At 49.2% G+C, this 24108-nt stretch carries 23 protein-coding genes and 1 tRNA gene; 12 read left to right on the forward strand and 12 right to left on the reverse strand.

Going from position 1 to position 24108, the window contains the following annotated elements:
• Positions 1-245 precede the first annotated feature (245 nt).
• From ABD880_RS16845 to metG, 4 genes are all read left to right on the forward strand, one after another.
• The gene (locus ABD880_RS16845; protein ID WP_345168708.1) at positions 246-1028 is read left to right on the forward strand and encodes a DUF3050 domain-containing protein; all 783 of its coding nucleotides are present in this window, start codon (positions 246-248) and stop codon (positions 1026-1028) included.
• 66 nt (positions 1029-1094) lie between these two features.
• Positions 1095-1409, forward strand: a complete 315-nt coding sequence (locus ABD880_RS16850; protein ID WP_345168710.1) for a hypothetical protein — start codon at positions 1095-1097, stop codon at positions 1407-1409.
• Positions 1410-1422: 13 nt separating this feature from the next.
• Positions 1423-1767, forward strand: a complete 345-nt coding sequence (locus tag ABD880_RS16855; protein ID WP_345168713.1) for a hypothetical protein — start codon at positions 1423-1425, stop codon at positions 1765-1767.
• A 553-nt stretch (positions 1768-2320) separates the two neighbouring features.
• Positions 2321-4363, forward strand: a complete 2043-nt coding sequence (gene metG / locus ABD880_RS16860) for a methionine--tRNA ligase (protein WP_345168715.1) — start codon at positions 2321-2323, stop codon at positions 4361-4363.
• A gap of 107 nt (positions 4364-4470) precedes the next feature.
• Here metG and ABD880_RS16865 read toward each other — a convergent pair whose 3' ends face one another.
• The 4 genes from ABD880_RS16865 to ABD880_RS16880 form a co-directional block, all read right to left on the reverse strand.
• The gene (locus ABD880_RS16865) at positions 4471-5133 is read right to left on the reverse strand and encodes an energy transducer TonB (RefSeq protein WP_345168717.1); all 663 of its coding nucleotides are present in this window, start codon (positions 5131-5133) and stop codon (positions 4471-4473) included.
• Positions 5134-5472: 339 nt separating this feature from the next.
• Positions 5473-6309 carry an energy transducer TonB gene (locus tag ABD880_RS16870; protein WP_345168720.1) on the reverse strand — a complete coding sequence of 279 codons (837 nt, stop codon included), beginning with the start codon at positions 6307-6309 and terminating at the stop codon, positions 5473-5475.
• Positions 6310-6559: 250 nt separating this feature from the next.
• A complete protein-coding gene (locus ABD880_RS16875; protein ID WP_345168723.1) occupies positions 6560-7765 on the reverse strand; it encodes a lactonase family protein in 1206 nt (401 codons plus the stop codon).
• A 51-nt stretch (positions 7766-7816) separates the two neighbouring features.
• Positions 7817-9016 (reverse strand): MFS transporter, encoded by a 1200-nt coding sequence (locus ABD880_RS16880; RefSeq protein ID WP_345168726.1) that lies wholly within the window; start codon positions 9014-9016, stop codon positions 7817-7819.
• A gap of 184 nt (positions 9017-9200) precedes the next feature.
• Here ABD880_RS16880 and ABD880_RS16885 point away from each other — a divergent pair, with 184 nt between their 5' ends.
• Positions 9201-9962 (forward strand): GAF domain-containing protein, encoded by a 762-nt coding sequence (locus tag ABD880_RS16885; protein WP_345168729.1) that lies wholly within the window; start codon positions 9201-9203, stop codon positions 9960-9962.
• A gap of 53 nt (positions 9963-10015) precedes the next feature.
• Here the strand turns inward: ABD880_RS16885 and pth are convergent, their stop codons facing one another.
• From pth to purL, 5 genes are all read right to left on the reverse strand, one after another.
• Entirely contained in the window at positions 10016-10576 is a 561-nt protein-coding gene (gene pth / locus ABD880_RS16890; RefSeq protein WP_345168731.1) for an aminoacyl-tRNA hydrolase, read from the reverse strand.
• Positions 10577-11411: 835 nt separating this feature from the next.
• Entirely contained in the window at positions 11412-11996 is a 585-nt protein-coding gene (locus ABD880_RS16895; RefSeq protein ID WP_345168734.1) for a 50S ribosomal protein L25/general stress protein Ctc, read from the reverse strand.
• Between the two features lie 113 nt (positions 11997-12109).
• Positions 12110-13042 carry a ribose-phosphate pyrophosphokinase gene (locus ABD880_RS16900; protein WP_345168737.1) on the reverse strand — a complete coding sequence of 311 codons (933 nt, stop codon included), beginning with the start codon at positions 13040-13042 and terminating at the stop codon, positions 12110-12112.
• 135 nt (positions 13043-13177) lie between these two features.
• Positions 13178-13250, reverse strand: a tRNA-Gln gene (locus tag ABD880_RS16905).
• A 94-nt stretch (positions 13251-13344) separates the two neighbouring features.
• A complete protein-coding gene (purL, locus tag ABD880_RS16910; protein ID WP_345168740.1) occupies positions 13345-15567 on the reverse strand; it encodes a phosphoribosylformylglycinamidine synthase subunit PurL in 2223 nt (740 codons plus the stop codon).
• A 246-nt stretch (positions 15568-15813) separates the two neighbouring features.
• On the opposite strand from purL, the gene ABD880_RS16915 reads away from it, so the two are divergent.
• The 7 genes from ABD880_RS16915 to ABD880_RS16945 all read left to right on the forward strand — a co-directional run bounded on the left by ABD880_RS16915 (position 15814) and on the right by ABD880_RS16945 (position 21423).
• A complete protein-coding gene (locus ABD880_RS16915; protein ID WP_345168742.1) occupies positions 15814-16212 on the forward strand; it encodes a hypothetical protein in 399 nt (132 codons plus the stop codon).
• Positions 16213-16214: 2 nt separating this feature from the next.
• The gene (locus ABD880_RS16920) at positions 16215-16442 is read left to right on the forward strand and encodes a hypothetical protein (RefSeq protein ID WP_345168745.1); all 228 of its coding nucleotides are present in this window, start codon (positions 16215-16217) and stop codon (positions 16440-16442) included.
• Positions 16443-16510: 68 nt separating this feature from the next.
• A complete protein-coding gene (locus ABD880_RS16925) occupies positions 16511-17059 on the forward strand; it encodes a Riean_0653 family protein (protein ID WP_345168747.1) in 549 nt (182 codons plus the stop codon).
• A 435-nt stretch (positions 17060-17494) separates the two neighbouring features.
• Positions 17495-19000, forward strand: coding sequence for a F0F1 ATP synthase subunit beta (atpD, locus tag ABD880_RS16930; protein WP_066505684.1), 1506 nt, complete (start codon positions 17495-17497; stop codon positions 18998-19000).
• A gap of 88 nt (positions 19001-19088) precedes the next feature.
• Entirely contained in the window at positions 19089-19337 is a 249-nt protein-coding gene (atpC, locus tag ABD880_RS16935) for an ATP synthase F1 subunit epsilon (RefSeq protein ID WP_345168752.1), read from the forward strand.
• Between the two features lie 238 nt (positions 19338-19575).
• Positions 19576-20160, forward strand: coding sequence for a hypothetical protein (locus tag ABD880_RS16940; protein ID WP_345168754.1), 585 nt, complete (start codon positions 19576-19578; stop codon positions 20158-20160).
• A gap of 135 nt (positions 20161-20295) precedes the next feature.
• Positions 20296-21423 carry a trans-sulfuration enzyme family protein gene (locus tag ABD880_RS16945; protein WP_345168757.1) on the forward strand — a complete coding sequence of 376 codons (1128 nt, stop codon included), beginning with the start codon at positions 20296-20298 and terminating at the stop codon, positions 21421-21423.
• Between the two features lie 256 nt (positions 21424-21679).
• Here ABD880_RS16945 and ABD880_RS16950 read toward each other — a convergent pair whose 3' ends face one another.
• From ABD880_RS16950 to ABD880_RS16960, 3 genes are read right to left on the reverse strand one after another with little or no spacing between them, the layout of a single operon-like run.
• Positions 21680-22816, reverse strand: a complete 1137-nt coding sequence (locus ABD880_RS16950) for a DegT/DnrJ/EryC1/StrS family aminotransferase (RefSeq protein WP_345168760.1) — start codon at positions 22814-22816, stop codon at positions 21680-21682.
• Positions 22813-23466 carry an acetyltransferase gene (locus tag ABD880_RS16955; protein WP_345168762.1) on the reverse strand — a complete coding sequence of 218 codons (654 nt, stop codon included), beginning with the start codon at positions 23464-23466 and terminating at the stop codon, positions 22813-22815. Before ABD880_RS16955 ends, ABD880_RS16950 begins: the two co-directional genes overlap by 4 nt.
• The gene (locus tag ABD880_RS16960; RefSeq protein WP_345168765.1) at positions 23463-24080 is read right to left on the reverse strand and encodes a sugar transferase; all 618 of its coding nucleotides are present in this window, start codon (positions 24078-24080) and stop codon (positions 23463-23465) included. Before ABD880_RS16960 ends, ABD880_RS16955 begins: the two co-directional genes overlap by 4 nt.
• Positions 24081-24108: the final 28 nt, after the last annotated feature.

Below are 24108 nucleotides of genomic sequence, written 5' to 3' on the forward strand. Positions count from 1 at the left end.
CCTGCTGCCAGCGTAAGAGTTCTTGTGTTGGAAGAGGAACCTTAAAGGCTGGTTTTATCACTTTAAGAAGTATCTTGGTTTTGATAGCTGAACGGGGTGTAGACGCTGTATCTTATTGAAGGCTTTCACGTACAGGGGCAAAGTTCCTGACCACTTTTTGCGCCTTCACTTACCTAGTATTTGCCATTTGCGGGCGCTTGGTTAGACCCTGCTGCAAGGACCAAGCCTGCTTAACCAATACCGCTATGCCCATTAACCATGAAAAAATACAGTGGCTGCAAGAAGAGCTGAAACCTCACCGCGAGGCGCTCATGCAGCACGCCCTCTATGAGAATATACAGGACTTGAACAACCTGCGGGTCTTCATGGAGCATCACGTATTTGCGGTATGGGACTTTATGAGTCTTCTTAAAAGCTTGCAGCGGCACCTCACGTGCGTAGAAGTGCCGTGGGTACCGTTTGGGAATCCGGCCAATAGGCGGCTCATCAATGCCATCGTGCTGGAAGAAGAAACAGACGTTGACCAGGACGGACAACCCATCAGCCACTTTGAGTTGTACACCCGCGCCATGGAAGAGTGCGGAGCAGACACCAGTCTCATGCTAGAGTTTCTGTACGGCCTGCAACATGGCAAATCTGTGTACACCCAACTAGAGAACCTGCCCGTGCCCGGCAACACGCAAGATTTTGTCAAACACACCTTCCAGATCATCCAGAGCGGACAGCCCCACCGCATTGCGGCTGCCTTCACCTTCGGGCGCGAAGATGTGATTCCAGACATGTTCAGGTGCATGGTGGGTGACATGAGCCGTCGTTACCCCGGCACTGTTGACACGTTTCAATACTACATGGACCGCCACATTCAGCTAGACGAGGAGATGCATTCGCCGTTGGCCATGCAGATGGTGTCCATATTGTGCGGTCAGGACGAGGATAAGTGGAGGCAGTGCCATGAAGAAGCCATAGCCTGTTACCGCATGCGCCTGCACCTCTGGGACGGTATTTTGGCGGCCATCCAGAAAGCATAGCGCTATATCTTTTGGTGTTGGGTCTGCGTACTCTACTCTCAGACCTTATACTACCAAACTATGGATATGCAAAACATGGATATGGAGCACCTAAGCTCCAACACCGCCAATATTGAGAACACCGCCCTGCTCATTTTAAAGGCCTTTAAGACCGCTGGCACCAAGGCAGACGAAGTCTTGCCCTGGGCCGAGATTTATCCCTTCCTGAACAAGCAGGATGACCACGAGCACTTCAGGGATGTGCAGAAACAAGCCGAAGAACACCTGCGCAACCAGGCCTACGCCATCCCAGACCCAGAAGGTCTGCGCCTGACCGATGTAGGGTACAAAGCCCTTCAAGAGATGGACGGCCAAGACCTTAGTCAAAGCAACGCACGCTAATACCCTTACTAGCATGAAGACGTTTTTGAGGAGTTTTAGAGAAATCAGCCGAAAAACGGCCTTCATCTTTTGGGCTTTCAGCTTAGCCTTGGCCGGCTGCACCTCGGGTAAGGACAACCCCGTGCAGACCTCTGACCCGGCGCGTGTGTACAAGCCCACGCCCACCGTGCGCGACATGAACCAGCAGTCCAGCGACGTCAACCGCAAGAAGAACATTGAAGAGGCCAGTCCCAATGCACCGGCCACCCAACCACCCGAGGTGCGCAGTCGTCGTCTGTTGCGCTCGCGTCCGCAGCCTGCGCCGCCAGCGCCCATCATCGTGCGGCCAGACACCGTGCGCCGGGACACCATCAGATAAGCGTAGTCGTTTTCAGGCTATTTTTCAGAAAACAGGCCAAAAACGCCGAACCTGTCTCTCTTACCCTAAGGAGCTGGTTCGGCGTTTTTGTGTAGTAAAGCCAGATTCATTCTAATAAGGATTCTCTTCATGCTTAGTGGAATAGAAGTTGCCAACGCACATGCTTACCTCTTTAACTAGATTTAAAAAGAAGACTCCATGGCGCAAGCGTCCGCTTGTGTCCCACGCATTATAGAACTTACTATTCCCTGTTAGAGAAACTCCAAATCCAAAAATGAAAAGCGCTTCTGTAGAGACACCGGCACTGCCTTGTCTCCCGTGCCTACCAGATCACCCACGCGTGCGGACTCAAGCGGACCCGTGCGCCATGGAGTGTTTGAAAAAAGAGATCGATTTTCCTTCCGCACTCAATCTGGTAACAATCGTTTACTAAGATGATGACGTACTTCCGTTTTTGGCCTGTTTCCTGGAAAATAGCCTAAAAACGACAGGTGCGGCCATCCCAAAAAGGTCCCTGCATTTTCACTATATTTGTTTTTTGAAAGAAGAGAACATGGCTATTACCAATCCTAAAAGATATACCATTACCGCCGCCTTGCCTTATGCCAACGGACCCGTGCATATTGGACATTTGGCTGGCGTATATATTCCCGCAGACGTTTATTCACGGTACCTGCGTTCGCGCGGGCGCGACGTCAAGTTTGTCTGCGGGTCAGATGAGCACGGCGTTCCTATTACCATACGCGCCAAGAAAGAAGGCATTACGCCGCAGCAGGCCGTAGACAAATACCATGAGCTGATCAAGAAGTCCTTTGCTGACTTTAACATCTCCTTTGACATCTATTCCCGAACTTCGTCTAAGACACACGCAGAGACCGCTTCTAATTTCTTTAAGAAACTCTACGAGGAGGGCAAGTTCATTGAGCAGACCACCCAGCAGTATTTTGACGAGAAAGCCCAGCAGTTTCTGGCGGACCGTTACATTGTGGGCACCTGCCCCAAGTGCGGCAACGACGGCGCCTACGGGGACCAGTGCGAAAGCTGCGGAACTTCTCTAAGCGCCACTGACCTGATTAATCCAAAAAGTACCCTCAGCGGCGAGCAACCCGTGATGCGCGAAACCAAACACTGGTATTTGCCACTGGACCAATATGAGCCTTGGCTACGTGAGTGGATTGTGGAAGGCCACAAGAACGACTGGAAGACCAACGTGTACGGCCAGTGCAAAAGCTGGATTGACCAGGGCCTGCAACCGCGCGCCGTGACCCGTGACCTGGACTGGGGCGTGCCCGTACCGGTAGAGGGTGCCGAAGGCAAAGTCTTGTACGTCTGGTTTGATGCGCCCATCGGCTATATCTCGGCTACCAAAGACCTGACGCCCGACTGGGAACTGTACTGGAAGGACCAAGAGACCAAACTGGTGCACTTTATAGGCAAGGACAACATCGTGTTCCATTGCATCATCTTCCCGGCCATGCTTAAAGCGCACGGCGACTACGTGCTGCCAGACAACGTGCCCGCCAACGAGTTCCTGAACCTGGAAGGCGACAAGATTTCGACCTCGCGCAACTGGGCGGTGTGGCTGCATGAGTATCTGGAGGACCTGCCGGGTAAAGCAGATGTGCTACGCTACGTGCTGTGCGCCAACGCGCCAGAGACCAAGGACAATGATTTCACGTGGAAAGACTTTCAAGCCAGAAACAACAATGAGCTGTTGGCCATCTTCGGGAACTTCATCAACCGCGCGGTGGTGCTTACGCACAAGTATTACAACGGAGCTGTTCCAACGCGTGGTGAACTGACTGCCTTTGACCAAGAAGTACTGGCTAGCTTGGCTGCGTTCCCAGAGAAGATTGCTGCCTCTCTAGAGCAGTATCGTTTCAAAGAAGCTTTGGGTGAGTTGATGAATTTGGCTCGCTTAGGTAATAAATATCTGGCCGACACGGAGCCTTGGAAACTGTTCAAAACCGACCCGGCGCGCGTGGAGACCATCATGAACATCGCGCTGCAGATTTCGGCTAGCCTGACCATATTGTCTGAGCCGTTCTTGCCAGAGACCGCTGCCAAACTGGCCAACATGCTGCAGTACACGCCAGGTAAATGGGACCAAGCAGGTTCTCCTGACTTGTTACCAGCCGGTCATACCATCGGCGAAGCCGCTTTGTTGTTTGAGAAGATAGAAGACGCCGTGATGGAAGCGCAGGTGCAGAAGCTGTTGGACACCAAGAAAGCCAATGAGATAGCCAACGCCGTGGCCGCGCCCGCCAAAGAGGACATCAACTTTGAGGATTTCTCCAAGATTGACATCCGCATTGGCACCATTCTGGAAGCCGAAAAAGTAGCCAAGACCAAGAAGCTCCTGAAGTTGAAGGTAGACACCGGCCTGGACCAACGCACCATTGTGAGCGGCATCGCTGAGCACTTCAACCCAGAAGACATCATCGGGCAGCAAGTAAGTGTACTGGTGAACCTGGCCCCGCGTGAAATCAAAGGCATTGTAAGCCAGGGCATGCTCCTAATGGCCGAGAATGCTGATGGCTCCCTGGCCTTTATGCAACCGTCTAAACCTGTAGTAAACGGTGGTGGCGTCAGTTAACTAATACCAAGTATCGTTTTAGGCTGTTTTCTGAAAAGTAGGCCAAAAACAAAAACAACCAAAAAAGCCCCGTCTGGAAACTACCTGCGGGGCTTTTTCTTTACTAACTACTCCTCTATTTGAAAGACTATAGGTAGTATGTATCTCGTTTTTACCTGTCTACCGTTGATTAATGCTGGATTCCACGCGGCTAGTGCCTCTAGCTTCCGGATTACTGCTTTGTTAAAATCCTTATATGAGTCATTTAAGGTTACAAAGTCCATTAGCTGCCCTGCTTCATTTACGGTAAACTGTATGTAAATGGTGGCTTGTCTACCATATGACAATTCATTTTCGGGGTAGGGAATTGTGCTGGCAAGTTTTTGCGTGAATGCAGAAAACCCCATTTTGGGTTCAGCCATGCGGTCCACCTTGATGAAAAGAGAGTCTTTCTGCGCCGGCCGGTAAATGAAGGCAGAAACCAGCAGTGAGTCTTTATAAGAGGACTGCATGTTTTCTGTTTTGTCTTTGTTCCAGGTACTGCTAGCGCCTGTGCCTTTGGTTAGAATTGGAGCATGGGCGTCGTTCCATATCTGTGCATAGCGGACTTGTGTGCCATTGGCTATAAGGTCTGAAGAGGAGAGCCCATCTTTATCAAACTTATGTACCTTGGCCTTCAATCTGTTGAAATAAGGCTTTATCAAGTAAGCAACTTGGTTTTCAAGATACCAGAGATATGCGTCAGCCTCGTCTAAAGAGGTAGTTCCAGTAAGGAGGCTTTTTTGTGCCAACTGACTGTTCTTATAATCCTCTACCCGTAGATGGGCGTCTTCTAAGAAATAGCGTCTTTTTTGGGCCGTGCTATCCCGTTGCATTGTTTGAAAGCTCTTGGAAAAGAATCTGGTCTGCTGAGCGTGCGCTAAGGAAGAGCTGAGAAGTAAGAAAAGGCAGTAGAGAAGTCGCATTAAGAAAGCCATTGTAATGCTAAGGTATAAAGTTTTGGTATGGCAAACTCATGGTTATAATGCTTCTAGCCAGGACTTTTTTTGAGCCAACCACAGAATGAGCCTAAATAGGAAAAGCCTCGCAGATTCATCTGCGAGGCTTTTCTATAGGACTTATATTCTTGGTTACTTGGCTTGCTTGAACGTGATGGGCACCGACTGCCGTGATTTAACGGCGCGGCCTCTGAACGTGGCCGGAGTCCAGGCAGGAGAGGCCTCTAGCTTGGCTTTGGTGGCTTCGTCAAAGGTGTAGCCCGGTTTGTCTAAGGGGGTAAAGTCCTTCAACTCGCCTTTTTCATTGATGGTGAACTGGATGTAGATAGTGGTCTGGCTGCCTACCATCACCTCTTTGCTAGGGTAGGGGCAGGCCGAAGACAACTGGAACCTGAACATCTCAAGACCGTTCTTAGGCGTGGCCGCTTTGTCTAGTTTGGTGTACAGCGTGTCTTTCTGGCCAAGTCTGTAGATATAAGAGGCCACCAGCATAGAGTCTTTGTACACGGTGATGTTCTGCTCACTCTTGTCAGCGTTCCAGTAGGTGTCACGGCCGGCGCCTTTTACCAGGAAAGGTTGGTTTTCACTGCCCCAAACCTGGCCGTATTTTATCTTTTCTGCCCGGGCGTAAATCTCAGAAGAAGGAGCGCCAGCCTCTGAATACGTCTGTACCGTTCCTTTTAACTTTGAGAAATAAGGCTTAATCAGGTTGGGCGTTTCGTTTTTAAGGTACAAAAGATAGGCGTCTGCCTCTGTGAAATTGATAGTGCCAGAGACGGTGCTTTTCTGGATGAGGGTGCCGGCCTGGTAGTCTTCGGCGCGCAGTTTCTCCCCTTCTACCACATAGCGGCGCTCTTGGCCAGTCTTAGAAGGAACGTTGGCTTGAAAGTTCTTGGAATAGAATCTAACCTCCTGCGCAGACGCAGAAAGAGAGAAGAGTAAAAGAAAGAGGAAAGCTAAAAAACGCATGTTTGTTTGAATTGGAAATCCAAGATACAAGAAAATTGCGTTTCTCAAAACATAAATAAGCTAAATAGAGCAACTTACACGGTGAATTGGGCAACTTAATTGCCAAACGGACGTAAGGCGCTTGCCTTTATAGAGGCACATGCCAGAAAAAGTAAGACCAGTTCTACTGGTTTAATCCTAATTAAATGATGCTGCGTGGCGTTTTTAGGCTGTTTTCTAGAAAATAGCTTAAAAATGGCGGTCAGGATTTCTACTTACTGGTAGGTGTAAAATTTTTAACTACTTGTAAGTACACCGGCGAGGAGAGTTCTATTGATTTTCCGGTATACGTTAGGTGTCCTGTCTGCCTGTTCACATGATAAGTTGTGATATTATTAGACCGCTGGTTAGCCACCACCATTAGCTTGCCCGAAGGCGTCAACGTAAAATTACGCGGCCAGTCCCCGTGCGTGCTCATGTGCTGGACCAACGTTAGTTTACCGCTTTCTTCCTCTATTTTAAACACCCCAATGCTGTTGTGCCCTCGGTTAGAGGCATATGCAAAGCGGCCGTCTGGAGACACGTGAATGTCTGCGCCAGATACCTGGCCGGTGTATCCTTTTGGGATGGCGGAGACCGTTTCTATCTCTGTGAATGAGCCTTTGTCCTGCTGAAAGCGTAAGGCTGAGATGGTGCCGTCTAGCTCATTCATGACATAGGCAAAGCGCTTATTGGGGTGAAAGGTCAAATGCCGCGGCCCGGCTCCTGCCTTGGCTTGAAACGCTGGTTGCGGTTGTCTTTCCAATGTTCCACCAGCAGATGCATTTAGTTTGTAGCTGATGATCTGGTCAATGCCCAAGTCTACTGCCACGACGAACTGGTTGCCAGGGGCTGGGAGAATGCAATGGGCATGGGCGGCTTCTTGCTGAGGCTTGGGACCCTTGCCCACGTGCTGGTCCATGTCTGTTGCGCTTTTCAATTTGCCATCCTCTTGCAGGGGCAAGGCCGTTACATTGCCGCCCACGTAATTAGCCACCAACGCCATCTGGTTCTTCTCGTCTAAGCTGATGTAGCAGGGAGCGCCGCCTAAACTAGGCTGGCGGTTCAAGAAGGTCAGGTTGCCGGTGGTGGGGTCAATGGCAAACGCACTCACGGCCCCGCTCTTCTGGCCTTCATGCTCCGTAACCTCGTTCACGGCATACAGGTACTTTCTGTCAGAGGTGATGGCCAGGTAAGAAGGGTTGGGACCTGCCTTCACGCGTAGAACCTGCGTCAATTCTCCGGTCTCCTCGTTGAGACGATAGCCAAAAATTCCTTCGGTGTCTGGTTTGGCGTAGGTGCCCACGTATACAAACATATCTTTCTGGGTCTGGGCCTTCTTAACGGATGTACATCCCAAAAAGATAAGACCCAAGACGAGAAACAACACAAACCTAAGTTTCATCATGATCATGGCAGGTGAAAGGGTAAACAACAAGAGCCCTTCGTTTTTGGCCTGTTTTCCAGAAAATAGACTAAAAATGAAAGGCTAAACTGCGGTCAGGCGCTTGACTACAAAATAGAAACCAACGGCCGTAGCTATGCAGACCACGCTAGCGCCCCACCACAAGGTATCAAACCCGTAGGTAGCAATGACGGTGGTACCCGCAAAAGGTGCCACAATATGAGCCGCCGAATAAGACAAGCTGTACAGAGCCATGTAGGAGCCTCGGTTCTGCGGACCCGACCGTTGTACCGTGAGCGTAGACATGTAGGGCATGGCAAAGATCTCGGCCAGGCTCATCAAAGTCACTGACACTAGCAAGACCCAGAAGCCCACAAAGACATTCAAGAACACAAAGGCCGCCGCCAACAAGACCAGTCCAAAGACAATCAGTTTCCAGAGCGAAACCCGTTCGCCCAGCAAGTAGACCAGCACCATCTCCACAAAGAAAACAATCAGGCCATTGAACGCCAGCAAGGCGCCAATCTCCAGTTCGCTCAGCCTGTACACCTGCCTGAAATACAGCGGCATGGTACTGAAAAACTGCATAAAGCAGATGGCAAAAAGACAGCACAGCACCGCAAACAGCACAAACAGCCAGTCCTGGTACGGTGACTTAGATGCTACTTGCGCTTCATTCTTCACAGGCTTGGTATGGCCCGTCTTGTTTCTGAAGTAAAAGTAAAAAAGCGCGCCAGCCGCCAGGCAGGTGAACCCGTCTGCCATGAACAGAAACTGGTAGGAGATGGTGGCCAGCAAACCGCCCAGGGCCGGGCCAATGGAAAAGCCCAGGTTAATGGCCATCCGGTTCAAGGAGAAGGCTCGCGTTACGTTCTCTGGCTTGGCATAGTAACTCACCGACGAGGCATTGGCCGGACGCAGACACTCGGTCATGATGCTGAGCAAGAAGATACCTCCCGCGAAGAGCTCAAAGGTGTCTAGCTGTACCATCACAAAAAACCAAAGCCCGCCAAATACCAGACTGCCCAGCTGTACCTTAAAATGCCCAATGCGGTCTGTAAGCCAGCCGCCCAGAAAGGTGCCGCACATAGAGCCCACCCCAAACAGACTGAGCAGAATACCCGCCTGCTTTAACGTGAAGCCCAGCGACTCTGTCAGGTACACGCTCAGGAAAGGCACCACCATGGCCCCGCTTCTGTTAATGAACATGACGGCCGCCAGAAACCAGGCCTCTCTGGAGAGGCCACCATAAGCGTTTCCGTACAGGGCTAGAATGCGTTTCATGAGGACTGGGGATTGCGAGCCGTAAAAGTAGAGAAACTTATAATCTTGTTTAGAAAACAACGTGGTTATTCCTTGATTCAACCGGTAGGAATTCAAGTACAGCGAGTAATTTCCATATGCCCCTGAGCCTGAGCTACCTTTACTTCATTCTCCTTCCAATCCTTCCCTCCAAACTATGAATACCTTGCTGAAAAAAAGAAATATAACTGCCCCGCCACAAGAACAGCAGCGCTTGCAAGCCCTGGACAGGTATGATCTGCTGGACACTTCTTCTGAGGAGGAATTAGACCAGCTCACCGAACTGGCGGCCCTTGTCTGTGGTACTCCCATTGCCGTTATTTCTCTGGTAGCCAGTGACCGGCAGTGGTTCAAGTCTAAGGTGGGATTGACGCTAACGGAAACGCCTATAGCCAGCTCATTCTGCCAGCATGTGGTGCAGGCGCCCCGCCTGCTAGAAGTGGCAGATGCTAGCAAGGATGTCAGGTTTGCAGACAATCCTTTGGTGGTGGGTGGCGCCAATCTGCGATTTTATGCCGGGGCGCCCTTGATTACTCCGCAAGGACACGTCTTGGGCACCTTGTGCGTGATAGACATCGTGCCACGTATCCTCACCCATGACCAACGCATGGGCTTAGAAGTCTTGGCCCGCCAGGTGATGAAGCATTTTGAACTGAGAAGAAATAAAATAGCCCGACAGGAAGAAGAGGCGCAATTGCACCAAGTGCAGCAGTCTCTTCTAGCCTTGCAGCAACAAGTAAAAAAGAGTTTCCAGTCGCCATTAGAGCAAGCCATGCTTGTATTAGACCATCCAAACTGTCAGACTCCCAAAGAGAAGGTAAAGGACGGCGTCACCCAATTAACAATAGCTGGAAATGAGGTAGGACAGCAAATAGACGGTCTCCTCCAACTGAAGGTATTTACAATTCAAGGAAAGCCTTGCGCATAAAAAAGGAGCAGCGATAGAGCTGCTCCTTTTTTATGCATGTTTGGTAGCTGTATCTATTTATTAAAGAAGTTCATGGTGCGTTCCAGGCCAATGGTACCAAAGGAAAGGCTCATCTCGGCGGCTTTCTCAATGTAGGTGCCCAAGTCAATTTTCTCGTCTTCAGAGAAAGGGCTCAGGACGTAATCTACTTGCCGGCCTTTGGAGAACTGCGAGTCAACCCCGAATCTTAGGCGCGGATACTCATTGTTGCCTAAGGTTTGCTCAATGTGCTTGAGGCCGTTGTGCCCACCAGCGCTGCCTTTGGCCCGCATCCGTAATTTGCCAAACGGCAGGGCCAGGTCATCAGTAATCACTAGCATTTGCTCTGCCGGAATCTTCAAGACGCTCAACCAATGCGCCACGGCCTTGCCGCTCAGGTTCATATAGGTGGTAGGCTTGACCAGGGTAAAATGCTTGCCTTTGTGCTTGAACTCGGTAACAAACGAATGGCGGCCCGTGTCAAAAGAAACCTCTTGCTTCTTGGCTAGGTAATCAAGGACCATAAAGCCAATGTTGTGCCGCGTCTCTGTGTATTCTGGACCAATGTTGCCCAAGCCCACTAATAAATATTTCATGTCTGAAGGTATTGCATCCGTTGGCCGTGGCGGTTTGTTGCCGGTAAGCCAGTTGAATAAACGGTGTAGCATTTGGCAAAGGTACTGAACAGGAGACAGGGAACAATAACCAGCAACCAAGGAATGCTTTGTGAAGGATGTTCGTTTTTGACGTGTTTTCTGGAAATCAGGTTAAAAACGGGTTTTGCTTAAGGAGCTTCTTCGTCCCCCTTTGAAGGGGGTAGGGGGATGACGTACGAGTTTTGAGTCGCGAGTCTATATCCTTTGCCAAATGCGGATTCTCCCTTGAGGATTGCCCAAACTGCCGTTCAAGCCGCTGCCTCCCAGCTCCTTCCATACAATCATCTCTTATCTTACTTTCTGCCCGTGTTTGTCACTTTTCTCCTTGATGAGAAAAGTAACCAAAAGAATCAAGAAGAAAAGAAACTCGCTGCCGCTCAGACAGCTTTTCTTCGGATTGTGCACCTGGCTGGCGTGACTTGTTTCATAGCCAGCTTACGCCTCTGCCAGATGGCAAACCATTACTCGGTCCCTGCCCATGCTCCGGGCGCACAGCCAAGGCTGCCCTGCGCAAGGTCGGTCGGCAGGCGGACTGCTGGTGGAGCCGTGGCAATGCCTGTATGCGCTGGCGCGTATAGTAGAGACAACGGCACTGCCTTGTCTCCTGCACATTGCATAAAACTTGAGTAGTCGTTTTTAGCCTGTTTTCCAGAAAACAGGCTAAAAACGGAAGATTGAGGATTGCTAGAAGCCACAATTCTACACATTCGCTTAAACAAAAAAAATCCTGCCCTGCCGAGGCAGAACAGGATTTTTGTAAAGGGAAAAGCTAAGACTATTTCTTGCCTTTTTTCTCTTCTGTCTGAGCGCTCTTCAGGGCTCTTGGGATAGTTACCGTAGCAACTGGAGAAAGTGGGTTAGTCAAGATGGTGTAGCCTTCTGGCGTGATTTTGCTCACTTTGATAGACTTACCTAGCTCAAGGCCAGAAATGTCAACCGCGATTGAATCTGGCAAGTTAGCTGGAAGCGCCTTCACGCGTAGTTTACGCAGTTTGGTTACCAATTTACCACCGGCCATTACACCTGGAGAAGTACCTACGTAACGAACTGGAACGTCTACTTTCACTTCTTTCTCGTCGTTCAACAACAAGAAGTCTACGTGCAACAACTGCTCGTTCACTGGGTGGAACTGCAAGTCTTGCATGATGGCCTTGTAGATTGTGCCTTCTACGTTTAATTCTACCTGGTATACGTTTGGAGAGTAAACCAACTCACGGAACAAGATAGCCGGTGATGAGAAGTGAACTTGCTCAGAACCGCCGTACAATACACATGGAACTTGAGCTTCCTCACGAAGCGCCTTAGCTTCGGATTTACCGAGATTTGCTCTTTTAAACCCTATAATCTCTAAGCTTTGCATAAAAAATGGTTATAAATAAAAAATGAAAAAACTCTTTAGTGAGACACAAGTATCAAGATATTAGACACAAGATCTCTTTATTTAAATAGCAATCAACAATTAACAATCAGCAATTAGATAAACAGAGAGCTGATAGAATCATGGGTCACTACGTTGCTGATGGCTCTGGCAAACAGGTCAGAGAAGGTCAGCACTTTTATTTTAGAAGACTGCTGTTTTAAAGGAATAGTGTCTGAAATCACTAGCTCTTCTAAAACAGAATTCTCAATGCGCTCATAGGCCGGGCCAGACAATACACCGTGCGTGGCAATTGCCCGTACGCTCTTGGCGCCTTTGGCTTTCAGCAACTCGGCGGCTTTGGTGATGGTTCCGGCGGTGTCAACCAGGTCATCCACTAAGACCACGTCCATGCCTTCCACGTCTCCAATCACCTGCATAGAGGCAATCTCATTGGCACGCTTTCTATGCTTGTCGCAGACCACCATCTCCACGCCAAAAACCTTGGCAAAGCTTCTGGTTCTTACCACGCCCCCCACATCTGGAGAAGCGAAGATCAAATCCTGACCTAGGTTCAAACTGCGCAGATACGGCACAAAAATAGCCGACCCGTCCAGATGATCTACCGGTATGTCAAAGAAGCCTTGTATCTGGCCGGCGTGCAAGTCGCAGGTCATCAAACGATCCGCGCCTACCGACTGAATAGCGTTGGCCATCACTTTGGCTCCAATAGAAACCCGGGGCTTGTCTTTTCTGTCTTGGCGGGCGTAGCCGTAATACGGCATGACCACAATCACTTTGTGCGCCGAAGCCCTTCTGGCCGCGTCTACTAATAACATCAACTCCATCAAGTTGTCTGCCGGCGGAAAAGTAGACTGAATTAAGAATACTTCACAACCACGCACGGACTCATTGAAATGGACAGAAACCTCTCCGTCAGAAAAACGCTGAATGGTCAAGTCACCTAACGTAGTGCCATAGGCGGCCGCTACCTGTTCTGCGAAATACCGGGACTCAGTGCCGGAGAAGATTTTAACTGTAGGAGTCATAGTTGTAAGGCTGAAGGGTTTGGTGGTGCAAAAGTACGGTATAAATACTTGCGTAACACCCTATCCTTCAAAAAAATACAACTCTGCGCATAAAAAAAGACGCCTCTCCGGTTAAGGTAGAGGCGTCTTTTTACGTTGTCCGACCAGGTTTCGAACCTGGACTCTTCTGAACCAAAATCAGACGTGTTGCCAGTTACACCATCGGACAATCTCCCTTAGACAGCATTGCTATCGTTTGGTGATGCAAAGGTAGGAAAGAAATTATTCAGCGCAATACCCCGCACTAAAAAAAATCAGAAAATTTATTCCATAATCCGCTCCAGCGCGGTGTCATAGCTGTTTTTAATGGTCTCAATGTCATGGAAAACTTCGCCGTCTACCACCACGTTCTTACCAGTCACCACGCCAAGTTGAGTGAATACCAGACCGTTGCCTGTCACGGCTTTCTCAAAGGTCTCGCGCTGGGCAGGGTCTATGCTCACCACAATACGGCCCTGGCTCTCACCAAATAAATAAGCATCCTTCCGGAAATTTTTATCTGTGGCAATCTCAAAGCCCAAGTGATGGTACATGGCAGATTCCAGCAAGGTGATGTACAAACCACCGTCTGCACAGTCATGGGCAGATTGTACCAAACGGCTCTCAATGAGTTCTTTCACCGTTTTCTGCACCAACAGCTCTTTCTCCATATCAAAGGCCGGGGCCGGAGACAGTTTCACGCTGTGGTAAGAATAGAGGTACTCACTAGAGGCAATGTCGTTCTGGGCTTCGCCTAGTAAATAGATAAGGTCGCCTTCTTTTTGGAACGCCATGGTCATGGTGTTGGCCTTGTCTTCAATGAGACCCAACATACCAATGGTAGGCGTAGGGAACACAGGACCTTCATCTGAGGACTGGTTGTAGAAACTCACGTTACCGCCGGTTACCGGCGTACCAAACGCAGTACACGCTTTACCCATTCCTTTGATGGCGCCCACAAACTGCCAGTACACTTCCGGCACGTATGGGTTCCCGAAGTTGAGGCAGTTGGTGATGGCTACGGGCTCACCGCCGGCGCAAACAATGTTACGGGCGGCCTCGGCCACGGCAATGGCGGTGCCTTGCTCAGGATCGGCGTTCACGTAACGGCTGTTGCAATCCACGGTCATGGCCAGGGCTTTGTTAGAGCCTTTCACTTTCACCACGCCCGCGTCTGCCGGACGGTTGGTGGTCAAGGTAGCCGTGCCGATCATGGAGTCATACTGCTTGTACACCCAGCGTTTAGAGGCAATGTTAGGGTGCGTGGCCAGGAACTCGGCTACTTTTTTATAGTTGGTGGGCTCTTGAACAGAGTCAATGTTGAATTTCTGGGCCTCTTGGTAATACGCGGGCTCTCTGTATTCTCTGTGGTACACGGGGGCACCTCCGCCTAATACTAAATCATCAGCGGGCACATCGGCTACCAATTCGCCTTTTACATAATAGCGAAGACGTTTGGTGTCGGTTACTTCGCCAATCTGCTCACAGGTCATGTCCCACTTGTCGCAGATTTGCAGGATTAGGTCTTCAGAACCTTTCTCCATCACTACCAACATGCGTTCCTGGCTTTCAGAAAGTAGAATCTCAAACGGTTGCATGTTGGCCTGGCGGGTTGGCACTTTGTCTAGCCAGATTTCCATGCCGTGTTCGCCTTTGGCACTCATCTCTGAAGTAGAACACGTAATACCGGCGGCACCCATGTCCTGCATACCAATCACATGACCAGTTGCCAGAATCTCCAGCGTAGCCTCAAGCAATAATTTCTCTTGGAACGGGTCACCAACTTGTACAGAAGGCAGGTCGTTCACAGAATCCTCAGTAATATCTTTAGACGCGAAGGCCGCTCCATGGATACCGTCCTTGCCCGTAGCAGACCCGATGATGAACACCGGGTTGCCCACGCCATACGACGTGGCGCTGGCGGTTTTGCCTACTTCTACAATACCGGCAGAGAAGGCGTTTACCAGCGGGTTGATGTTGTAGCATTCGTCAAAGAACAACTCACCGCCCACCGTTGGTATCCCGAAGGCGTTGCCATAATCCCCGATGCCTTTCACAACCCCACGCAACAAACCTTTGGTCTTGTCTGAGTTGATGTTCCCGAAACGCAGGGAGTTCAACTGCGCAATAGGACGCGCGCCCATGGTGAAGATATCACGGTTAATCCCGCCCACGCCGGTGGCTGCGCCTTGGTATGGTTCTAAGGCTGACGGGTGATTATGCGACTCTATCTTAAAGGAACAGGCCAGTCCGTCACCAATGTCTACCAGACCCGCGTTCTCTTCGCCGGCCTTGGCCAACATGCGCGGAGAATCTTTGGGCAAGGTCTTGAGCCAGACAATGGAATTTTTGTAAGAGCAGTGCTCTGACCACATCACCGAGAAGATGCTCAGTTCTGTGAAGTTGGGCGTGCGGCCCAGGATTTCTTTGATGCGGTCAAACTCTTCGGGGAGGAGGCCCAGTTTCTGAGCGGTGTCAACAGTGGTGAGCGTGGTCTGGTTTTCCAAAGCAGGTACAGGTTTGGTGAAATGACAAGGCAAAAATAGAGATTCCTTTTGAACGCGCCTGCCTCTTTTGTATTCGTTTTTAGCCTGTTTTCAGAAAAGTAGCCCAAAAATGAAGAAATGGTTACCAATTAGTTAGGCGAAGATGAAGAGGCGGTTATGCTTTGGTTAAGCTTGGCGGTGGGGCTGGTGAAGTAAAAATGGAAGCCGTAGACTTACAGGGTAATGTTTTATGTAATGGCAACCGCTATGAGAAACAAAGAGTTAACCCCCACAAAGTTGTATGTGTACCACCTCTCCAACCAACTCACCAATATCCTGTACCTGCGCGAAGACGAGGCAGAACTGGATTGGATGGTCATTGGTGAAGCGTCAAAGCACATTACCGGCACTTCTACTTTAACGCACGCCCTTCCGCCACAAAAGCAGCAGGAAAGTTATTTCTTACCCACGCTAGAGAAAGCCAGCCGACATGAGCGTTTTAGGCGTATTTTACGGAAAACAGGCCAAAAACGGATTCAGCAGGAAAGTGTGCATGAGCTCCCTGGTAAGACTTCTCCCTTTCTTGGTGCCAATGCAATGGTGGTTGACTTTTTCTGGTGGGTCTCTCTAGGGTCTTTGGTGACGCTCTTATACCAAGCTCTATAATTATGGAAGCCACAGAAGTCACCCTTTGGTTTTATTTCAGGTCTGCCAGTCCGGTCTATACCTGCACGTTAAATAAACTAGACGCCAAATTGGAAAGCGTATTGGAAGACGTGCGCCTGGTACGGCACGGCAACCACGTGTTTGTGCATTTGCGCAGTGAATTTGAATGGGAGCGGGCCATGCAGATTTTGGGGCAACCGGTTAAGCTAGTGGAAGATTCCGCGGCTTAGGGAAAGAAGGAATTGTGGGTGAAATAAAATAAGTATCTTTCCTCTAGCCCACCAAAGCTTCCCCTCCCATGAAAAAGCTACTGCTCCTTCCTTTTGTAAGCCTCCTCCTTCTCTCTGGCTGCAAGAAAGACGACCCCACCAAGAACGCCAAGCTTCCCGAGGCCACCCAGGAGGGCAGGAACACCGTGGGCTTCACGCTGGAAGGCGGCGAGGTGTGGGTGCCCTACTTTGAGTGCGGGATGGGGCAGGACCCCTACGGGAAATATTCGGCGAGGGTGAGCTATCCATTCGCTAACCAAAATGGAATTGATTTTTTATTTGCAAGAAGTGATAAAAAGGTTCTGTCCTATCTTACAATCTCTACTGCTCTAATTGGAACAGTTACTAGTGTAGGTGAAAAGATTGATTCAGTTGGAGTTTTTTTTAAGAGCGAATCTTTTGAAAGTTATGGTGATTTGCCACAGCCCGGTAGCCGATTTATTATTACTAAAATTGACAAAATGAACCAGATTATCTCTGGCGAATTTCATTTAATTCTAAAAGACAAAACAGGAAAGACCGTCACACTGAGCAACGGGCGCTTCGACTTCAAGTTCAACGCCTGCGCCTGTGACTAAAAAGCTAATACACAAATGACGCTGCTCTATATTTTTATCCTTCCATTTGCTGCCTTCGCAGTTTATAAAAGAGTGCAGAACATATGGCTGGCCCTGAATCATGGAGATACTTCTAAGGTGAAGGCTGAGCTGTTGTTCCTGTTTCTGACCATAGCCATTGCCGTTGGATTGGTTCTGCTAACCTATAATAGGTAAAAGGCTCTGTCTTTAAGTATTTTGAGTAAGTAAGTCTTTGTCCCTTCAAGAGAAACAGATATATACGCCTTTTTCTATATTGAAAATTGCCTGAATGTTAGGCGGATGAGGCACTATTCAAAGAGGAGTGCGTCAAATCCCAAAGATTTTTAGATACTTCTATGGAAATCAAGACAGAATGCTCTATTTTTGCACCCTGATTGAGTACTGTATCTATCTAAATATTTATAAACCAACCAAATGGCGAATATTGGCAGAATTACCCAGGTGATCGGTCCGGTAGTGGACGTTAGCTTCTCGGGTGAGAATTCTAAGTTGCCCAACATCATGGATGCCCTGGTGGTGGTGAAGGCGAACGGTGCCCGCGTGGTACTTGAGACTCAGCAGCACTTAGGCGAAGACCGCGTACGTACCATTGCAATGGACGCAACCGAAGGTCTTACCCGCGGTATGGAAGTAACCGACTTGGCGTCTCCTATCTCAATGCCTACCGGCGATAACGTGCTAGGCCGTCTGTTCAACGTAATTGGCGAAGCCATTGACGGTATTCCACAGCCAGTAAGCGAAGGCGACCTTCCTATCCACAGAAACGCACCTCGTTTTGAGGACCTTTCTACGTCTTCTGAGGTTTTGTACACAGGTATCAAAGTAATTGACTTGATCGAGCCTTACTCCAAAGGGGGTAAAATTGGTTTGTTCGGGGGTGCCGGTGTAGGTAAAACCGTATTGATCCAGGAGTTGATCAACAACATCGCCAAAGGCCACGGTGGTCTTTCTGTATTTGCCGGTGTAGGTGAGCGTACCCGTGAAGGTAATGACTTACTACGCGAGATGATTGAGTCTGGCATTGTGCGCTACGGTGACGCCTTCATGGAGTCAATGGAGCACGGTGGATGGGATCTTTCTAAAGTAGACCAGGAAGCCCTGAAAGAATCAAAAGCAACCTTCGTGTTCGGTCAGATGAACGAGCCTCCTGGGGCCCGTGCCCGTGTAGCCTTGTCAGGTTTGACGGTAGCAGAGTCTTTCCGTGACGGTGACGGTACTGGTGCTGGTAGAGATATCCTTTTCTTTATTGACAACATCTTCCGTTTCACGCAGGCAGGTTCTGAGGTGTCGGCTCTCTTGGGTCGTATGCCATCTGCGGTAGGTTACCAGCCAACCTTGGCTACTGAGATGGGTGCCATGCAAGAGCGTATCACGTCTACTAAGCGTGGTTCCATTACGTCTGTACAGGCCGTTTACGTACCTGCAGATGACTTGACGGATCCGGCTCCAGCAACAACGTTTGCTCACTTGGATGCCACCACTGTATTGTCTCGTAAAATCTCTGAGTTGGGTATCTACCCTGCGGTAGACCCTCTGGATTCTACCTCACGTATCTTGACCGCAGACGTAGTAGGCGAAGAGCACTACAACACGGCCCAGCGCGTGAAAGAGATTTTGCAGCGTTACAAAGAATTGCAAGACATCATCGCTATCTTGGGTATGGACGAATTATCTGAAGAAGATAAGTTGGTAGTACACAGAGCGCGTCGTGTGCAGCGTTTCTTGTCTCAGCCATTCCACGTAGCCGAGCAGTTCACCGGCTTGAAGGGTGTGTTGGTAGACATCAAAGACACCATCCGTGGCTTCAACGAAATCATGGACGGTCTGCATGACAACCTTCCTGAGTCTGCCTTCAACTTGGTAGGTACCATTGAGGATGCCGTTGCCAAGGGTCAGAAAATGATGGCCGAAGCAAAGTAATTTCTTTAGTTAAAAGTTAAGAGTTAAAAGTGAAGAGTGGGCAACCACTAACTTTCAACTCTTAACTCTAAACTCTTAACTAATACAGATGTATTTAGAAATCATCACCCCAGATAAGAGAGTATTTGAAGGCGACGTGACTTCAGTTCAGTTTCCTGGTATTAATGGTGGCTTTGAAGTGTTGAACAACCACGCCGCCTTGATTAGTGCCTTGGCTAACGGTCCTGTGCGCGTGACGCCTACTACTGGTGCATCAGTGGTATTCCAGATTGACGGGGGAGTTGTGGAAGTACTGGACAATAAGATTATTGTCTTGGCCGAAGCCGTAACCGCCTAAGATTTCCTGTTTTTCATTTTGAGAGCCCGTTTTTCTGCAAAGAAGGCGGGCTTTCGCTTTTACTATCGTTTTTGGCCTGTTTCCCAGAAAACAGGTCAAAAACGTCATCAGTACATTTACCGCTTTCTGCTTACCTTTAGAATTGTTGATTGCTAGTTGTGGCGGGCACCCAACCATAGCTATTGAGAGCCATTAGAAGAAAGCATATAGAATAAGCACTTCAAGGAAAGAACTAATTATGAAGATTCAGTTACTAATCTTTTTCATTGCTAGTTCATTTGGTGTGTTAGGTCAAAACTTGCCACACATTGAGGCAAGCACAAATCTGCATGAGCGTAACAATTCTGTCATTTATAAGGCCTTTCATGACCAATATGATTTTTTGATTTCTTACTCAGAAGAAAGTTATTGGTGGAGTAATAGATGCGAATACAGAATTCTAGCAACTAAAGATGATGCATGGTATTGTTTGCGCTACACTTCAAAGCAGAAGAATGACAAGAGTTTTAGCAAGCCATTTATCACCAAACAGAAAATAAGAAAAAAGAAAGGTGACTTGCTATTGGATGAATTGTCACGATTAGGCTTCTGGACTCTAAATCAAGATTCACTGAACTACACTACTAAGCACAATGGGGGTGGCAGAACGACTACTTATACTGTTTCTGATGGAGTTAATTATAAATTTGAAATACTCACAAGGGAAGAATTCAAAACTATAAGCGCATACGAACCTGATTACTTCATTCAAGAACTGCCAGAATACAAACAGAGGCAGATGTTCATCTATTCAAGAAACGCATTTAAGGTTCTTTGTAAATAATATGGCGGATGGTATTTGAGGAGTGGTATTTACAACTTCATCCGCACTATTTATGTAATTTAATCGTCCTGATTAATCAAATAAAATACTCCTGCAATTCTTAATTATTAATTACTAATTCTTAATTAACCCGCCGTGTCCATATCACCAAAAGTTACGCCCATCTACCAGACTTCTGTGTTCACCTTTGAGGACTTGAACGCATTGGAAGCTTATTTTGAGATACCGGGTCAGAGCTACCTATACAGCCGCAATGGCAACCCTAATACAGATGAGTTGGCCGAAGAGGTGAACCAACTGGAGAGCGGACAGGGCGCAGTGGCTACTTCCTCGGGCATGTCGGCTATTTTGACGGCTATGCTGGTGTACTGCCAGTCTGGAGACCATGTCCTGTGCGCCGAGGAAATCTATGGAGGCTCTGCCGCTTTGCTTACGCAAGAGTTGACGCGCATGGGCGTGCAGGTGAGTTTCGTGCCGATGGGGGAGATGTACAGCTTTGGAAACTATGTGCAAGCCAATACAAAAGTGCTATTGGTAGAGACAATCAGTAACCCCATGATGACGGTATTGGACTTGGCCAAAGTAGCGGAAGAGTGCCAGAAGCACGGCGTGAAATTGGTAGTGGACAATACTTTTGCTTCGCCGGTCATCACCAAACCTCTGGAATTGGGCGCTGAAATGGTCATTCACAGCGTAACGAAATACCTTTCTGGGCACAGTGATGTGACGGCAGGCGTTGTAGTGGCCAAAGAAACCGCAGATGCCCAGCGGGCTAAGCAGATCGTGGTGGCTTGGGGCTTGAATTTAAGTCCGTTTGATTCCTGGCTAGCCGCTCGTGGTCTCAAGACTTTGAAACTTCGCATCCGTCAGCATTCAGAGAATGCCTTGGCTTTGGCAACTTACCTGCAAAACCACTCTAAAGTAAGCGAAGTCTATTACCCAGGTCTACCCGACCATCCACAGCACGCTTTGGCTTCTGCTCAAGGAAAAGGCTGGTTTGGCGGAATGCTGTCCTTCAGAATCAAAGACGAAGTAGAGACCGTGAACCGCTTCATGCGCGGACTGTCGCATATTCCCTTTGCGCCTTCCTTGGCAGGCGTGGTTTCCTCTATTTCGTATCCATTAGGCACCTCGCATAGAGCGCTCACCGAAGAGCAACGTGCTAAACTGGGAATCTCTACGGGCTTGATTCGTTTGTCTGTGGGCATTGAAGAGGCAGAGGATTTAATCGCTGATTTAGAGAAAGCACTAGACGCAATATAGTAAAAGGCGTTTTTGGCTTGTTTTACAGAAAGTAGGCCAAAAACGGACAGCGTCAGTCCCTTCTCCCTGAGGGAGAAGGTTAGGATGAGGGGGTTATTATTGCAAATGTAAACACCCCTCTCCAGGGCTTCGCTCGCTACTTCAAACTCTCGTTTGAGTAATCCTTTAGGGGAGTATCTGCTGTTAGTTAAGGCAGATTACATAGAAACTTGTAAGAGAGCTTCAACCGAATGAAGTTCATTAGTGAACTGTATTTCTACTTCCTAAAAAATCTCCTAATCACTTCCGCCACACGGTTCTGTTGCTGAAAAGTAAGCTGAGTGCCCGAAGGAAGGCACAATCCTCTGGCGAACAAATCATCGCTGACGTTCTCCCCGAAGTAGTCACAGCCTTGGTACAACGGTTGCTGGTGCATGGGTTGCCAGAGTGGTCGGCTTTCAATTTGTTCTGAAAGCAACGCCAGCCGTATTTTCTCTGGCGTGATACCACTTCCTTTTTTAATAGTGAAACAGGAAAGCCAGCGGTTGCTAGTAAAGCCTTCGGGTTCTGGTTGCCATTGGATTTCCTCTATGTCTTGTAACAGCGTTTGATAGTTTGCAAAGACCTGTCGTTTCTGCTGGATGCGTTCCTCTAACACTTCCAATTGTCCACGCCCAATGCCCGCGCAGATGTTGCTGAGGCGGTAATTGTACCCTATGGTGGTATGATGGTAATGCGGCGTGGGTTCTTTGGCTTGGGTGGCCAGCCATTTGGCCTTCTCTACCATAGCTTGGTCATGGGCTACCAGCGCGCCGCCGCCAGACGTGGTGATTATCTTGTTTCCGTTGAAGGAGTAGAAACCTGCCACCCCAAAACTGCCCATCTGCTGGCCGTTATAAGTAGAGCCCAGGGCCTCGGCGGCGTCTTCAATGACTGGCACGGCATAGTGCTGGCATAACTCCAGAATCTCCTGCATGCGCGAAGGCATTCCGTACAGGTGCACCACAATGAGCGCTTTGGGAAGTTTGCCTTTCTGTTTACGGTCTTCTAAAGCTTGTTCCAGTGCCTTAGGACTAAGGTTCCAAGTAGAAGGTTCGCTGTCAATCAAAACAGGCGTTGCGCCTACGTAACGAATGGGGTTGGAACTAGCCACGAAGGTAAAGCTAGAGCAGAACACCTCATCGCCCGGGCTAATGCCCAAAGCCAACAAGGCCAGATGCAAGGCCGCCGTGCCAGAAGAAAGAGCGGCGGCCTGCGGCATTCCTACGTACGTAGCCAGTTCTTTTTCAAAACCGTCTACGTTCGCGCCCGCAGTGGTAATCCAGTTCTGGTCAAACGCCAGCTGGATGTAATGCTGCTCCCTGCCCCCCATATGCGGCGGCGAGAGGTAGATAAAATCCTGATTGGTGCTCATACCGCTTGCTTGATGATTCTGGCCGGTACGCCCACGGCCGTGCAATGGTCGGGGAGGTCTTGGGTGACGACTGCGCCCGCGCCTATGGTGGTAAACGCGCCCACGGTTTTGTATTGCAGAATAGAGCTGTTGGTGCCCATGTAGACGCCTTTGCCTAGCCGTACGCCTCCACTAACTGCTACCTGGGGCATAAGGGAACAGTAGTCGCCCAGTGTGGCGTCATGACCCACGGTACAGGCCAGATTCAGCAAGACATGTTTGCCCAAAAGGACATTAGTGGTAAGGATGGTGTTCTGGCAGATGATGCTTCCTTCGCCTATCTGGTTGATTTGCATCGCTTCATTGATGACCGATGGGTGCACCAGCACCGGGAATAGCAAGAAGTTGTTGAAGAGCCTGTCAACTACCTTGGCCTTTGCCTGACAATCACCAATAGCAATGACAGCGTGTAAGGGAACAGGGGTAGCATTGAGGTCATCCACGGTGCCTAAATAAGGAAAACGGAAGTCTTCTGCCGGAGCGGCATCGTCGTAAAAGCCCAAGAAATTCCAGGTAGGGGTGTGTTGGTTAATCTGATGAATGAGCATCAAGACCTCGCGGCCCAGACCGCCGGCCCCTACAATGACAATATCTTTTCCTGAGTTACTCATGAAGCAGTATTAGAAGAACCGGTAAACCGTGGCATTGTGGCGGTGTTGGGTGCCGATATGCCTTCGGGTTTGAAAACGTGTTTGAACGTACGCCATAGGATGTGCAGGTCAACTTTAAAAGAGACATGTTCCACGTACCACACGTCAAAAGTAAACTTTTCTTCCCAGGTTAGCAGGTTACGGCCATTTACCTGCGCCCAGCCCGTAATGCCAGGTTTCACCGAGTGGCGACTGGCCTGCTCCCGTGTATATAATGGTAGATACTCCATGAGCAAAGGCCGCGGTCCCACCAGACTCATATCTCCCTTGATCACATTCCACAATTGCGGTAACTCGTCCAGAGAGGTCTTTCTGATGAACCTGCCTAAAGGTGTCAAGCGCTGTTCATCTGGTAACAACTCTCCATTTGCATCACGGCGCTGGGTCATGGTGGTGAACTTGTAGAATGTGAAGGCTTTGCCTCGTAATCCTGGCCGTTGGTGCCTGAACAGGACCTTTCCATCAAACCCAAACCACAACGCCACGGCCACAGCTAACATCACCGGCCAGAGCAACAGAAGCGCGGTTCCGGCTAGCAGAAGGTCTAAAAAGCGTTTTCCGTGGGGAAGGTACATTGAAGTTGATGTTTTATTAATAAGGTCT

Source organism: Nibribacter koreensis (assembly GCF_039541795.1).
Lineage (GTDB): Bacteria > Bacteroidota > Bacteroidia > Cytophagales > Hymenobacteraceae > Nibribacter > Nibribacter koreensis.

Coding starts and splice junctions, on each gene's coding strand:
- ABD880_RS16850 (WP_345168710.1), top strand. CDS start 1,095: ATGCAAAACATGGATATGGAGCACCTAAGCTCCAACACCGCCAATATT.
- ABD880_RS16915 (WP_345168742.1), top strand. CDS start 15,814: ATGAGAAACAAAGAGTTAACCCCCACAAAGTTGTATGTGTACCACCTC.
- ABD880_RS16950 (WP_345168760.1), bottom strand. CDS start 22,816: ATGAGCACCAATCAGGATTTTATCTACCTCTCGCCGCCGCATATGGGG.
- ABD880_RS16940 (WP_345168754.1), top strand. CDS start 19,576: ATGAAGATTCAGTTACTAATCTTTTTCATTGCTAGTTCATTTGGTGTG.
- ABD880_RS16900 (WP_345168737.1), bottom strand. CDS start 13,042: ATGACTCCTACAGTTAAAATCTTCTCCGGCACTGAGTCCCGGTATTTC.
- ABD880_RS16920 (WP_345168745.1), top strand. CDS start 16,215: ATGGAAGCCACAGAAGTCACCCTTTGGTTTTATTTCAGGTCTGCCAGT.
- metG (WP_345168715.1), top strand. CDS start 2,321: ATGGCTATTACCAATCCTAAAAGATATACCATTACCGCCGCCTTGCCT.
- pth (WP_345168731.1), bottom strand. CDS start 10,576: ATGAAATATTTATTAGTGGGCTTGGGCAACATTGGTCCAGAATACACA.
- ABD880_RS16925 (WP_345168747.1), top strand. CDS start 16,511: ATGAAAAAGCTACTGCTCCTTCCTTTTGTAAGCCTCCTCCTTCTCTCT.
- ABD880_RS16960 (WP_345168765.1), bottom strand. CDS start 24,080: ATGTACCTTCCCCACGGAAAACGCTTTTTAGACCTTCTGCTAGCCGGA.
- ABD880_RS16895 (WP_345168734.1), bottom strand. CDS start 11,996: ATGCAAAGCTTAGAGATTATAGGGTTTAAAAGAGCAAATCTCGGTAAA.
- atpC (WP_345168752.1), top strand. CDS start 19,089: ATGTATTTAGAAATCATCACCCCAGATAAGAGAGTATTTGAAGGCGAC.
- ABD880_RS16880 (WP_345168726.1), bottom strand. CDS start 9,016: ATGAAACGCATTCTAGCCCTGTACGGAAACGCTTATGGTGGCCTCTCC.
- ABD880_RS16845 (WP_345168708.1), top strand. CDS start 246: ATGCCCATTAACCATGAAAAAATACAGTGGCTGCAAGAAGAGCTGAAA.
- ABD880_RS16955 (WP_345168762.1), bottom strand. CDS start 23,466: ATGAGTAACTCAGGAAAAGATATTGTCATTGTAGGGGCCGGCGGTCTG.
- atpD (WP_066505684.1), top strand. CDS start 17,495: ATGGCGAATATTGGCAGAATTACCCAGGTGATCGGTCCGGTAGTGGAC.
- ABD880_RS16870 (WP_345168720.1), bottom strand. CDS start 6,309: ATGCGTTTTTTAGCTTTCCTCTTTCTTTTACTCTTCTCTCTTTCTGCG.
- ABD880_RS16855 (WP_345168713.1), top strand. CDS start 1,423: ATGAAGACGTTTTTGAGGAGTTTTAGAGAAATCAGCCGAAAAACGGCC.